At 55.8% G+C, this 12,651-nt stretch carries 11 protein-coding genes; 8 read left to right on the plus strand and 3 right to left on the minus strand.

Annotated features, from left to right (window positions below):
• Positions 1-32 precede the first annotated feature (32 nt).
• Positions 33-974, minus strand: a complete 942-nt coding sequence (gene coxB, locus H1D41_RS07565) for a cytochrome c oxidase subunit II (RefSeq protein ID WP_228848316.1) — start codon at positions 972-974, stop codon at positions 33-35.
• 269 nt (positions 975-1,243) lie between these two features.
• On the opposite strand from coxB, the gene tldD reads away from it, so the two are divergent.
• The 5 genes from tldD to H1D41_RS07590 all read left to right on the plus strand — a co-directional run bounded on the left by tldD (position 1,244) and on the right by H1D41_RS07590 (position 8,208).
• The gene (tldD, locus tag H1D41_RS07570) at positions 1,244-2,683 is read left to right on the plus strand and encodes a metalloprotease TldD (RefSeq protein WP_394355399.1); all 1,440 of its coding nucleotides are present in this window, start codon (positions 1,244-1,246) and stop codon (positions 2,681-2,683) included.
• A 76-nt stretch (positions 2,684-2,759) separates the two neighbouring features.
• On the plus strand, positions 2,760-3,881 hold the full coding sequence (gene dprA / locus H1D41_RS07575) for a DNA-processing protein DprA (protein ID WP_228848318.1): 1,122 nt from the start codon (positions 2,760-2,762) through the stop codon (positions 3,879-3,881).
• 103 nt (positions 3,882-3,984) lie between these two features.
• Positions 3,985-6,651, plus strand: a complete 2,667-nt coding sequence (topA, locus tag H1D41_RS07580; protein ID WP_228848319.1) for a type I DNA topoisomerase — start codon at positions 3,985-3,987, stop codon at positions 6,649-6,651.
• A 195-nt stretch (positions 6,652-6,846) separates the two neighbouring features.
• Positions 6,847-7,542, plus strand: a complete 696-nt coding sequence (locus H1D41_RS07585) for a CoA transferase subunit A (protein WP_228848320.1) — start codon at positions 6,847-6,849, stop codon at positions 7,540-7,542.
• 39 nt (positions 7,543-7,581) lie between these two features.
• Positions 7,582-8,208, plus strand: a complete 627-nt coding sequence (locus H1D41_RS07590) for a 3-oxoacid CoA-transferase subunit B (RefSeq protein WP_228848321.1) — start codon at positions 7,582-7,584, stop codon at positions 8,206-8,208.
• Between the two features lie 56 nt (positions 8,209-8,264).
• Here the strand turns inward: H1D41_RS07590 and H1D41_RS07595 are convergent, their stop codons facing one another.
• Together H1D41_RS07595 and phnF are read right to left on the minus strand one after the other, a co-directional pair.
• On the minus strand, positions 8,265-9,446 hold the full coding sequence (locus H1D41_RS07595) for an alpha-D-ribose 1-methylphosphonate 5-triphosphate diphosphatase (protein WP_228848322.1): 1,182 nt from the start codon (positions 9,444-9,446) through the stop codon (positions 8,265-8,267).
• Positions 9,447-9,550: 104 nt separating this feature from the next.
• Complete coding sequence (phnF, locus tag H1D41_RS07600) at positions 9,551-10,291, minus strand: phosphonate metabolism transcriptional regulator PhnF (protein ID WP_228848323.1); 741 nt, start codon at positions 10,289-10,291, stop codon at positions 9,551-9,553.
• Between the two features lie 168 nt (positions 10,292-10,459).
• Between phnF and phnG the strand changes: the two genes are divergently transcribed.
• From phnG to H1D41_RS07615, 3 genes are read left to right on the plus strand one after another with little or no spacing between them, the layout of a single operon-like run.
• A complete protein-coding gene (gene phnG / locus H1D41_RS07605; RefSeq protein ID WP_228848324.1) occupies positions 10,460-10,918 on the plus strand; it encodes a phosphonate C-P lyase system protein PhnG in 459 nt (152 codons plus the stop codon).
• Complete coding sequence (gene phnH / locus H1D41_RS07610) at positions 10,918-11,490, plus strand: phosphonate C-P lyase system protein PhnH (RefSeq protein ID WP_228848325.1); 573 nt, start codon at positions 10,918-10,920, stop codon at positions 11,488-11,490. The genes phnG and phnH overlap by 1 nt, the downstream gene beginning before the upstream one ends.
• Positions 11,490-12,605 carry a carbon-phosphorus lyase complex subunit PhnI gene (locus H1D41_RS07615; protein WP_228848326.1) on the plus strand — a complete coding sequence of 372 codons (1,116 nt, stop codon included), beginning with the start codon at positions 11,490-11,492 and terminating at the stop codon, positions 12,603-12,605. The genes phnH and H1D41_RS07615 overlap by 1 nt, the downstream gene beginning before the upstream one ends.
• Positions 12,606-12,651: the final 46 nt, after the last annotated feature.

A 12,651-nucleotide genomic window follows, 5' to 3' on the forward strand; every position in this document is an offset into this window, starting at 1 on the left:
CCGGCGGGAAGCCGAGGCCCCGGGCTTCAGGATCAGTCAGCAGAAGCGACCTGGATCTCGGCAGGCAGATCTGCAGACGCAGTCTGACGTGCAATCCAGGCGTCATATTCTTCCTGTGTCACGATCTTAACTGTGATCGGCATATAGGCATGGTCTTTGCCGCAAAGCTCAGAACATTGGCCAAAGTAAACGCCTTCATCACCAGCTGGTATATTGAACCACAGTTCTGCAGTACGGCCAGGAACAGCATCCTGCTTCACAGCGAACGCCGGGATGGTCCAGGAGTGGATCACGTCAGCAGCGGTAATCCGCATAACAATGTCTTTACCAGAAGGCAGAACAACAGCTGTGTCAGTCGCCAGCAGGAATTCGTCACGTGTATAACCGTAAGCTTCCAGACGCGCTTCCATAACTTCGTTCAGTACAAATGGGACAGCACCAGCTTCTGTATCTTCAGCCGTCAGGGTTGCCGGGTGACCGATTCCGTAGCTGTCAAACTCGATATCAGTTCCGATATACTCATAAGACCAGTACCACTGACTGCCAGTCACTTTGACATGAATGTCACCTTCAGGGATCTCTTGCTGGGTAAACAGAACCGGCAGAGAGAATGCACCGATAAAGACCAGAACAATGATTGGCCCGATGGTCCAGGCGATCTCCAGTGGAGAGTTATGTGTAAAGGTCGCAGGTGTTTTGTTGGCACGCTGGTTAAACTTCAGAATAACAACAGCAAGCAGTCCCACAACAAACAGAACGATGATGCCGATAATCCAAAGCACCATGTTGTCAAGAAAATGGGTATCTACGGCAACCTTGCCTACGGCTTCCTGCAGTGCAATTCCGCCCTGCTCTGGCGCGCCTTTAACTTCCAGGCCACTGATTCCATCAGCGTCCTGTGCAAAACCTGCACCTGCTGAGAATGCCGCGCCTGCTGCTGCCAAGAAGCCTGAAACTGTGCTTTTAAGTTGCATATGTTCGTCCTGTTCACTTTTCCCCGGTCGTCCGCGTGATTGTTGCGAACGATAAATTCTGCCGCTTTTGGCGAAAACCGACGGAATCCAATTGTGTCTGGCACGCTTGAAACCATATTAAAGCGTATGGAACAAGTAAATCATGTGCCCTTCGAGGCTGTAAATGTGATTTTGTCACCAAATTTCAGGGAAGGGTCGGCGCATTTGTCGCAGCTCGCCCAATCACAACAACGGAGCAGAAAGTAATGACCTCGGAAAACACCCCACAGATGAGTGCTCCCGTGATATCAGAAGACGATCGTTTCCGCCCCTTTGACACCAGTTTTGACAAAGACGCAGCTCGCAGCCTGCTGCGTGACACGCTTTCCGGTGCGGATGATGGTGAAATTTTTCTGGAACGTGCGCGGTCAGAAGCCCTGGTTTTTGATGATGGCCGCCTGAAGACCGCCAGCTTTGATGCCGGTGAAGGCTTCGGCCTGCGCGCGGTCAAAGGCGAAACCACCGGTTACGCCCATTCCACGGAAATGACCGAACGGGCCATGATGCGCGCGGCGGAAACTGCGCGACTCGCGGTTGGTTCCGGCGGTGGTACTGCGGCAGATGCGCCACGCAAGACAAATACGCAGCTTTACCAGCCGCTTGATCCGATCTCTGAAGCGCCTTTTGCGGTAAAACTGGAAGTCCTGCGTGAGATTGATGACTTCCTGCGCAGCTTTGATAAACGTGTGGTGCAGGTCTCAGCGACACTGGCAGCCTCTGTCCAGGAAGTTGAGATTTTGCGGGCAGAGGGCGAAAGCCTGACAGATGTGCGTCCGATGGCACGACTAAATATCTCCGTGATTGTTGAAGAAAACGGTCGCCGCGAAAGCGGTGGGTCCGGTGGCGGTGGCCGTGCCGGGATCTCAGGGCTTATGCAACGGGATCACTGGCAGGCTGTGGCGCGTGAGGCACTGCGCATTGCGACGGTAAATCTGGAAGCTGTCCCCGCACCCGCCGGTGTTATGGATGTGGTGCTTGGCCCCGGCTGGCCAGGTATCCTTCTGCACGAAGCCATTGGTCACGGACTGGAAGGCGATTTTAACCGCAAGGGATCATCCGCCTTCGCGGGCCTCATGGGGGAACGCATTGCGGCCAAAGGCGTGACTGTACTGGATGATGGAACAATCCCGGATCGTCGCGGCTCCGTTACCATTGACGACGAAGGCACACCGGGCGGAAAGAATGTCCTGATCGAAGACGGTATTTTGACCGGCTATATGCAGGACCGCCAGAACGCGCGCCTTATGGGCGTTGAACCCACCGGGAATGGCCGTCGTCAAAGCTATGCCCACGCCCCGATGCCCCGCATGACCAACACCTATATGTTAGGCGGTGATGCTACACGTGAAGAGGTGCTGTCAGGTCTGAAGGACGGGATCTATGCTGTGGGATTTGGTGGTGGTCAGGTGGATATTACAAATGGCAAGTTCGTGTTTTCCTGCACCGAAGCTTACAGCGTGGAAGGCGGAAAAATCGGCGCCCCTGTGAAAGGCGCCACTCTGATCGGAGACGGTGCCACAGCCCTGAAACAGATCCGCGCCATTGGCAATGACATGGAAATGGATCCTGGCATGGGCAATTGCGGCAAACAGGGCCAATGGGTGCCCGTGGGCGTTGGTCAGCCCAGCCTGCTGATCTCCGGCCTGACGGTTGGCGGCGCTGCAACCTGATAAGTAGCCTTCAGATTTCGTTAACCACTCTCTGCCATAAAATACTGCGGTATTATGGCAGAGGCATCTCTTTCTTATGGGACAGACAGATCTCTTTACAGCGGTGGACACCGGGCGACCTGACCCGAAGGAACGGTTTGCGCGACTGCAACTGATCCGATCAAAAGGGATCGGTGTGACGGGTTTCCACCGACTGGTTGCGGAATACGGATCCGCCCTGGAGGTATTGTCCCGCCTGCCCCAGGATCGTCCAGGCTTTGCCGCCAGCCCACGCGAAGACATCCACCACGAACTGAACAACGGAAGATCATGTGGCGCTGAACTTATGCTCTGGGGCGATCCGGATTACCCAAGCGCCCTGAAGGACATTCCAGATCCGCCGGTTGTTCTTTGGCTCCTGGGCAAAACCGATCTTCTAAAATCCTCTGCCGTGGCTTTGGTTGGTGCGCGCAATGCTTCGTCCATCGGGCTTCGCATGGCGAAACGCCTGTCGCAGGAAGTTGGACAGGAAGGGTTGGTGGTTGTCTCGGGCCTTGCCCGCGGAACGGATGGAGCTGCACATGAAGGCGCATTAGAATCCGGTACAATCGCGGTTGTCGCCGGTGGGGTCGACGTGATCTACCCCAAGGACAATGACAAACTATATTCAGCGATCAGAACAAACGGTCTGATCCTGTCAGAACATCCACCAGGCACCCAACCCACAGCCCGGTATTTCCCAATGCGCAACCGGATCATTTCAGGTCTGTCCCGTGGCGTTGTGGTGGTGGAAGCTGCACTAAAGTCCGGATCAATGATCACCGCAAAAAACGCATTGGATCAGGGCCGCGAGGTTATGGCAGTACCTGGTCACCCAATTGACACGCGTGCAGGCGGTTGTAACGCGTTGATCCGGGATGGTGCTGTGCTGGTTCGGGATGTCCGGGACATTTTACAGGCCCTTCCTGCGGATGAAAAATCAACAGTCACCGCCGCCCCTGCCCCCCGTCGCCATCCGCCACGCCGGCCGCCATCTGAAATCAACGCCTTGCATTCAGAGATACTGCAAAGCCTGACCAGCGCGCCGCAAAGTGAATCGCAGCTGATTGAAGATTTCAACATCACACTGCCGGATCTTGATTTGCTTCTGACACGCCTGGAGATTGACGGGCGGATTGAACGTAAATCCGGTGGTATCCTGCGCCTGCTGCAGGAGTAGCAAGCCACCACGCACAGTGATTTCACTTTGCCCCATTGACTTTCCCCGTCTCCGCCCCACATCTTGCCGCGCTATATACTCATGTTGAGTCGAAAGGAATTTCATGCCCGTTGTCGTTGTAGAATCCCCGGCTAAAGCCAAGACAATTAATAAATATCTTGGGGATGACTACACGGTTCTTGCCTCTTACGGGCATGTACGTGACCTGCCGCCTAAAGACGGATCCGTGGATCCAGAACATGAATTTGACATGAAATGGGAAATCGCCAGCGACAGTAAAAAACATGTCAAAGCGATTGCAGATGCCCTGGCGGATGACAACGAACTGATCCTCGCGACCGACCCCGATCGCGAAGGTGAAGCAATTTCCTGGCACCTGCAGGAAGCTCTGACAAAACGTAAATCCATCAAGAAAACCACACCGGTTAAGCGGGTGGTGTTCAACGCGATCACAAAGTCCGCCGTCACCGAGGCGATGAAGAACCCGCGTGATGTCGACATGGAACTGGTCGAGGCTTACCTTGCCCGCCGCGCACTGGATTATCTTGTGGGCTTTAACCTGTCCCCAGTCCTGTGGCGTAAACTTCCGGGCGCGCGTTCGGCTGGTCGTGTGCAATCGGTCTGTCTGCGCCTGATCGTTGAACGCGAGATGGAAATCGAAGCCTTCAACAACCGCGAATACTGGTCTGTCAAAGCCCTACTGGATACCCCGCGCGGGCAGCAGTTTGAGGCAAAGCTGACAGTTCTGGGCGGCAAAAAGCTGGATAAATTCGATATTGCGTCAGCTGAGGCTGCCGAACTGGCGGTCCATGCGATCAACACGCGTGATCTGTCGATTGCCAATGTCGAAGCGAAGCCCGCCAACCGCAACCCTTCCCCCCCCTTCATGACCTCGACCCTGCAACAGGAAGCCAGCCGCAAGTTCGGTTTTGGCGCGCGTCAGACCATGAATGTGGCGCAACGCCTGTATGAAGCCGGCCTGATCACCTATATGCGAACCGACGGCATTGACATGGCGCCGGAAGCCATCGCGTCAGCACGGGATGCCATTGGCGCGCGGTATGGCAAAGATTATGTGCCGGGTTCGCCACGTGTTTATAAAAACAAAGCGAAAAACGCCCAGGAAGCGCACGAATGTATCCGCCCGACAGACCTTGCGAAGGCGACCGAAGATCTGAAAATCGCCGACCCGGATCAGCGCAAGCTTTACGATCTGATCTGGAAGCGTACCCTTGCCAGCCAGATGGAAGCCGCACGTCTGGAACGCACCACTGTGACCGTTTCCAGTGGTGACGGACAGGTAGAACTGCGCGCATCTGGTCAGGTGATGTTGTTTGATGGCTTCATGAAGGTCTATGAAGAAGGCCGCGATGATGTTGTGGATGAGGACGACAAACGTCTGCCCCAGATCGCAACCGGCGAAGCGGCAAAGAAATCACAGGTCACACCTGATCAGCACTTCACCCAACCCCCGCCCCGCTATACCGAGGCGACGCTTGTAAAACGCATGGAAGAACTGGGCATTGGCCGCCCGTCCACCTATGCTTCCGTGGTCACAACCATTCAGGACCGCGACTATGTGCGCAAGGAAAAGAACCGTCTTTTCCCCGAAGACAAAGGCCGCCTGGTGACCGTCTTCCTGATGAGTTACTTCCGCAAATATGTCGGTTATGAATTCACCGCAAACCTTGAGAATGAGCTTGATGAAGTGTCCGCGGGTGATGCGGATTACAAAGAGGTTCTGAACCGTTTCTGGCGTGATTTCTCTGCTTCTGTGGGTGAAACCATGGAACTGCGGATCACTGAAGTGCTGGAAAAGATCAATGAGGTGCTTGAACCACATCTCTTCCCGCCGACTGAAGACGGGTCTGACCCGCGCGGCTGTAAAAACTGTGGTGTGGGACGTCTGTCTATGCGCACCGCACGTTCCGGTGGGGCGTTCATCGGTTGTTCCAACTATCCGGAATGCCGCTACACCCGCCCCTTCGGCCCGCCCGGCATGGAAATCGCTGGTGCGATCCCACCAGAAGGCAAACTTCTGGGTCAGGACGCAGGCGATAACATCTGGGTGCATAAAGGCCGCTTTGGCCCCTACGCCCAACGTGGTGAAGTGACGGAAGAGAACAAGAAGCCAAACCGCCAGTCGATTCCAAAGGAATGGCCACCGGAAGATCTTGAACTTGAAACTGCTGTGAAACTTCTGTCCCTGCCGCGCCTTCTGGGCACGCACCCGGAAGACGGGGTGAATGTCTGGTCCAATATCGGGCGCTATGGGCCTTACCTGAAACATGCGGATACCACGTCCAATCGCGGCGGCACAAACGCCAACCTGGAAGGCCTGGATGAGGTCTTCACCGTTGGTATGAACCGCGCGGTGCAGCTTCTGGCCGAAAAAGTGGCCTCACGTGGTGGGCGCGGTGCGCCTGCGAAAGTACTGCGCGAAATGGGCGATCACCCGGATGACGGTGGTGCAATCCAGATCGTGGAAGGCAAATACGGTGCCTATGTGAAGTGGGAAAAGGTCAATGCGACCCTGCCCAAAGAAACTGAGCCTGCGGATGTGACGATTGAACAGGCGCTGGAACTGATTGCAGCGAAAGCCGCGAAAAAAGGTACACGCAAAAAGGCAGCGCCGAAGAAAAAGCCTGCTGCGAAGAAAACGGCGGCAAAGAAATCTGCCGCAAAAAAAACAACTGCTAAAAAACCGGCGGCGAAAAAGACCACCGCCAAGAAGAAAGCGGATACTGACAGCGGCGATGTTGTCGAATAAACCGCTGCAATGCAGTAAATTTTGGAACACCCCGCCATTCGCGGGGTGTTTTTATTTTAAACGACACTAAAAATAACAAATTTTATTTCCCGCCGCAGCGCAGCAAAGAATTGACTTCCCGTTGGGTCAGGTTCAGAAATGCGTCCAGATATTCTGAGAGGCCCACTGATGTGGCCTCATTCCTGGGAGATACTCATGAACAAAATCTATGGTTCTGCGAAAGAAGCGCTGGACGGCCTTCTGAAAGACGACATGTTCATCGCAGCTGGTGGCTTTGGCCTTTGTGGCATTCCTGAACTGCTGCTGGAAGCCATCAAAGAAAGCGGTGTGAAAGACCTGACATTTGCGTCTAACAACGCGGGTGTGGATGATTTCGGCATCGGCATTCTACTGCAAACCAAACAGGTCCGTAAGATGATTTCATCCTACGTCGGTGAGAACGCGGAATTCATGCGTCAGTATCTGTCCGGTGAACTGGAACTGGAATTCAACCCACAGGGCACACTGGCCGAACGTATGCGTGCTGGTGGGGCCGGCATCCCGGGGTTCTACACCAAAACCGGTGTTGGCACTGTGATTGCCGACGGTAAAGAGCACAAAGACTTTGACGGCGAAACCTACATTCTGGAACGCGGCATTGTTGCGGATCTGGCAATTGTGAAAGCCTGGAAAGCCGATGAACAGGGCAACCTGATTTACCGCAAAACCGCCCGTAACTTTAACCCGGCGGCTGCGACCTGTGGCAAGATCTGCATCGCGGAAGTCGAAGAAATCGTTCCGACCGGCTCCCTTGACCCTGACCTGATCCACACCCCGGGCATCTATGTGCACCGCGTGATCAAAGGCGACCACGAAAAGCGCATTGAACAGCGCACCGTATCCGCCGCTTAAGCCGTCAGGCACCTGAAGAATTACAGAAAGAGACAGAACATGTGGGATCGCAATCAAATGGCGGCACGCGCCGCAAAGGAACTGCAGGACGGCTGGTATGTGAACCTGGGTATCGGTATTCCGACGCTGGTTTCAAACTATATCCCGGAAGGCGTTGATGTGACGCTGCAGTCTGAAAACGGTATGCTGGGCATGGGCCCTTTCCCAACCGAAGACGCAATTGATGCTGACCTGATCAACGCAGGCAAGCAAACTATCACCGAACTCGACCGCACCTCTTACTTCGGCTCAGAGCAAAGCTTTGCCATGATCCGTGGCGGCAAGATCGCTATGGCGATCCTGGGCGCGATGGAAGTTGCTGAAAACGGCGATCTGGCGAACTGGATGATCCCAAAGAAGTTGGTCAAAGGCATGGGCGGCGCGATGGATCTGGTGGCTGGCGTTGGCCGCGTGGTTGTGGTCATGGATCACACCAACAAAAAGGGCGAAAGCAAACTGCTGAAATCCTGCACGCTGCCGCTGACCGGTCAGGGCGTTGTGGATATGGTCATCACCAATCTGGGCGTATTCAACGTGGTTGAAGGCGGTCTGGAACTGATAGAGCTGGCCGATGGCGTGACTGACGAAGAGATCCGTGCAGTAACGGAAGCAACCATCGTCAACTGAGCATTACAACTTAAAAAGCCGGGGGCATGTGAATTGCCCCCGGCTTTTTTGTGCGTTTATTCGGCGGCCAGTGACATCGTCCTGGAACCATTCATAAAGCGACGACCGGCCTCTCCGGTCAGACTGGCAAAACGCCCGCCTGAAATCACGGCTTCAATCTCACGGCTTTCCTCATGGATCACCAGCAGATCAGCCCGTTTACCAGGCGCAATTACGCCACGATCATGCAGCCCCAGGATTTCCGCCGGGTTCTGCGAAATCAAACCCCAGGCAGCGGGCAGTTGCATAGTTCCCTGATCGACAAGCCGCCAGGCCGCCTGCGCCAGAGCCGGATAGTAGTAATCTGATACCAGCGCGTCACACAGCCCCTGACGAATAAGTTTCTCTGCGGCGATGTTGCCGCTCTGGCTACCACCACGTACGACATTCGGCGCGCCCATAATCACAGGATCGCCCATGGCCCTGGCCGCCTGTGCAGCTTCAACCGTCGTCGGGAATTCAGAGATCTGCGCCCCAATCATACGGAACCGTTCGCGGGTTTCCCCATCCGGATCATCATGACTGCCATAGGCGATATGCCCCTGATCAAACGCAGCAGCCAGACGACACAGGTAACGTGGCACCTGTGATGTCCCTTCCAGCGCTTTATTCACACAGGCCAGATGTTCTTCCGGCGATCGTCCGTGCCGCGCAGCCCAATCCGCAAAAACCACAGGGCGTTCGCGGGTCATTTCGACCGCTTCCGGCAGGTGATTGTTGAAAATCACGTAATCAATGTCAAAATCCCGCACCGCCTGCAGCAACTGATCCGCATAATCCACCGTATGGGTTTCACAGCGGATCTGTACACGGATATCCACGGGCAGATTGTCTTTTACATCCCGGTGCGCCTGAAGAATTTCCAATGCAAATTCCGGGCTGCGCCAGCCGCCTTCCCAGGACCAGCTTTGGGCGAACCAGGCCGTCGTGACACCGTTTGCGGCGGCATCCCGTGCAGCAGATTTCAGGGCTGGCCGTGCAGGAAACGGGGCAGAGGCACGTGGTGCCATATGGCGTTCAAACGCATCCCCGTGCAAATCAATGATACCTGGAAGGATCACATAACCGGTCAGGTCCACTTCGGGCAACGGCCCACGGGTGAACACCCCATCCGCAATCGCCACAGACCGTTTCTGCATCTCACCATCACGCAGAACATTCGCGCCGGTCAGGCGCACAGAAGGAAGATAGTCAGTCATCAGTTTAACCCGCCTCAGAAAAAATGAACATTGCCGGTCAAAGCGCCGGATTCGCTCTTCTTCCCCGGAGGTAACCGAAGTTTATTGCACTTGCGTGACAGGTTTTAAGTCAGGTTATCCACGCTCAGGGTCACCCGATCCCCGGCAAAACATGTTGTTCCAAATTCAATCGGCGCCCCCAAGGGATCCACATTCACCCCCCTGCTGCGCAGGATCGGTGCGCCTTCGGGCAAGCGCAGATGCCCGGCCCGGATTGCATCGGCCCGAATGGCCGTCAACTGTGTCCAGGCGCGTGTGTAATCCGCAATTCCGGCTTGCTGAAACCCGTAGGTAACGGAAGGATTGCGTGCGATATCATTAAGAATATCCGGGAAGCGTTCCGCCGGGAACACAGAGGTAAACCATGAAATCGGCGTGCCATCTGCGGTACTGACCGCTTCGAACACCTGCACATAACTGCCAGGCGGCAGCTTCAGTGCCTCCAGTTCCCGTGAATCTGCCAGACGGGTTTCAAGCGACAGGATCTGCTTGCCCGGTGCCTGTCCCGCCGCCAGAAGGTTCTGATGGTAACGCACACGCTTGCCAATCGGATAGACCGTTGGTGCATGTGTCACAAACACACCGGCCCCGCGCCGGGAATGGGTGATACCTGCGTTTGAAAGTTCCGAAATCGCCCGACGGACCGTATGACGGTTCACCCCGAAACGCGCAGAGAGGGCAGCCTCTGTTGGCAGTTTATCCCCGGGTGCATATCGTCCCCCGGATATTTCATCCGACAGCGTCTGGTAAATCACTTTCCACATCGGCACCCGTTTCACTGTCCCGGTCTGATCTGTTTCTGACATGCCTGTGTCACCTCCCTGACATAGCGGCCGGACTGTCATGAAAGTTTCACCAAAAACCAGTCAGAAGCCTCTTGCCAGACTCAGGGTGAATCGACCATGATTTGTCTAGTTGTATAGCAAAATAGACAACTTCGCAATATGTCTGTTCCACCGGAAAGGATAACCCGGATGACCACGGTGACGATCGAAAACAAGGCCCGCAAAGCCTGGATGAGCCTTCTGGCCAAAGCGCCCCCTACGCGTCTGAAAGAGCTTTGGGAAGTCAGCCGCTTCAGTGCGCTGAAAGCGGAACTGCTGCGCGCACCGGAAGTCGGCGCGATGATGGTTCAGGGCCGCATGGGCGGAACAGGCGCGGCTTTCAATCTGGGCGAAATGACCGTCACCCGCTGCACGCTGAAACTGCCTTGTGGCACAACCGGGCATTCCATGGTGCAGGGCCGTGATAAGCAACACGCCCGAATTGCGGCCGTGACAGACGCATTGATGCAAACAGATCAGGCGGCGGATGTTCAGGATGAAATTCTGGGTCACCTTGCAGCAGAGGCCGGAGCAAAGGCCGCCATGCGTGCCGCCAAAGCTGCCGGAACGAAGGTTGAATTCTTCACCATGGTACGGGGAGAAGACTGATGCGCGATGCGATGATCTTTGAGGGCGGGTTTTCTGATGTCAGCCGGGACTCTGCCCGCGCTTTCCGGTCTGCCATGAATGCCATGGCCCATCCCGGGCGAAAATTTGACCTGACAGGCGCGAAGCCCCCTGCGCCCCTTTCTGAGGCGGCGGCTGGCTTGCTGCTGGTGCTTGCAGATGCCAACACCCCTGTATTTCTGACTGGTGAACATGACACGGACTTAATCCGGGGCTGGATCACCTTTCACACAGGCACAGCCCTGGCAACCACACCTGATCAGGCCTCTTTTGCATTGGGAACATGGGATGCTCTGCTCCCCCTGAGACAATGGCCTGCCGGCAGTGCAGAATACCCTGATCGCTCAGCAACGCTGATCATAGAACATCCAGGCGAAGGGGAAACCGCACGTCTGTCCGGCCCCGGCATTCAGACACATCAGGACTGCGCCCTGCCTGCAATTACACCATTCCGCGACAATGCCGCCCAATTCCCCCTCGGCCTTGATTTTTACTTCTGTCAGGGCAGCACAGTGCGCGCCCTGCCCCGCAGCACAAAAGTGGAGGCGATCTGATGTATGTTGCCGTAAAAGGAGGCGAGCGCGCCATTGACGCCGCCCATGACTGGCTGGCGGAAGAACGTCGCGGATCACCTGAAATTGCTGAACTGTCGATTGCGCAGATCCGCGAACAGCTGGCACTTGCGGTCAATCGCGTCATGGCGGAAGGCTCGCTGTATGATCCGGACCTCGCAGCGCTCGCGATCAAACAGGCGCGTGGGGACCTGATTGAGGCGATCTTCCTGATCCGTGCATATCGCACCACTCTGCCACGCTTCGGATCAAGCCTGCCGGTGGAAACCAATCACATGGCCTGCACGCGCCGGATCTCCGCAACCTTTAAGGATGCCCCTGGTGGCCAGATCCTGGGGCCGACATTCGACTATACCCACCGCCTTCTCGATTTCGCGCTGATGGCAGAGGGCCTGCCCGCTGCCGCGCCGGGTTCAGGGGCCCCTGAAGGGGTCACTTCACCCGGCGCCCCGCCCCCTGAAATGCCGCGCATTACGGACTTTCTGAACAGGGACGGGTTGATCCAGGAAGAACATCCTGACGCAGAAACCCCACCAGACCTGACCCGCGAACCACTTGAGTTTCCCGCGAACCGTGCCCTGCGCCTGCAAGCCATTACACGTGGCGATGAAGGCTTCATCCTTGGGATGGCCTATTCCACACAACGGGGGTATGGCCGTAACCACCCCTTTGTGGGCGAGTTGCGCTTTGGCACTGTCTCTGTCGAAGCGGAGATCCCCGAACTTGGGTTCTCCATCGAAATCGGGGACATCGAATTGACAGAATGCGAAACCGTCAACCAGTTCACCGGTTCGAAAACCGAGCCTCCACAATTCACGCGCGGCTATGGCCTCACCTTCGGGCATACGGAACGCAAAGCGATTTCCATGGCACTTGTTGACCGTGCCCTGCGCTGGGAAGAACTGGGCGAAGATAATGCAGGCGTGCCGGCACAGGACGAAGAATTTGTGCTGTCCCATTCCGACAATATCCAGGGCACCGGCTTCCTTGAGCACATCAAACTGCCTCATTATGTCGACTTTCAGTCTGAGCTGGAACTCATCCGAAAATTGCGGGCTGAGGCACAGGCCGCGATGCATCAGGAGGCGGCAGAATGATGTCCATCATCAACCTTTTTGTCGCTGATAAAACATTCTCCGCAGG

Source organism: Halocynthiibacter styelae (assembly GCF_016123485.1).
GTDB lineage: Bacteria > Pseudomonadota > Alphaproteobacteria > Rhodobacterales > Rhodobacteraceae > Halocynthiibacter > Halocynthiibacter styelae.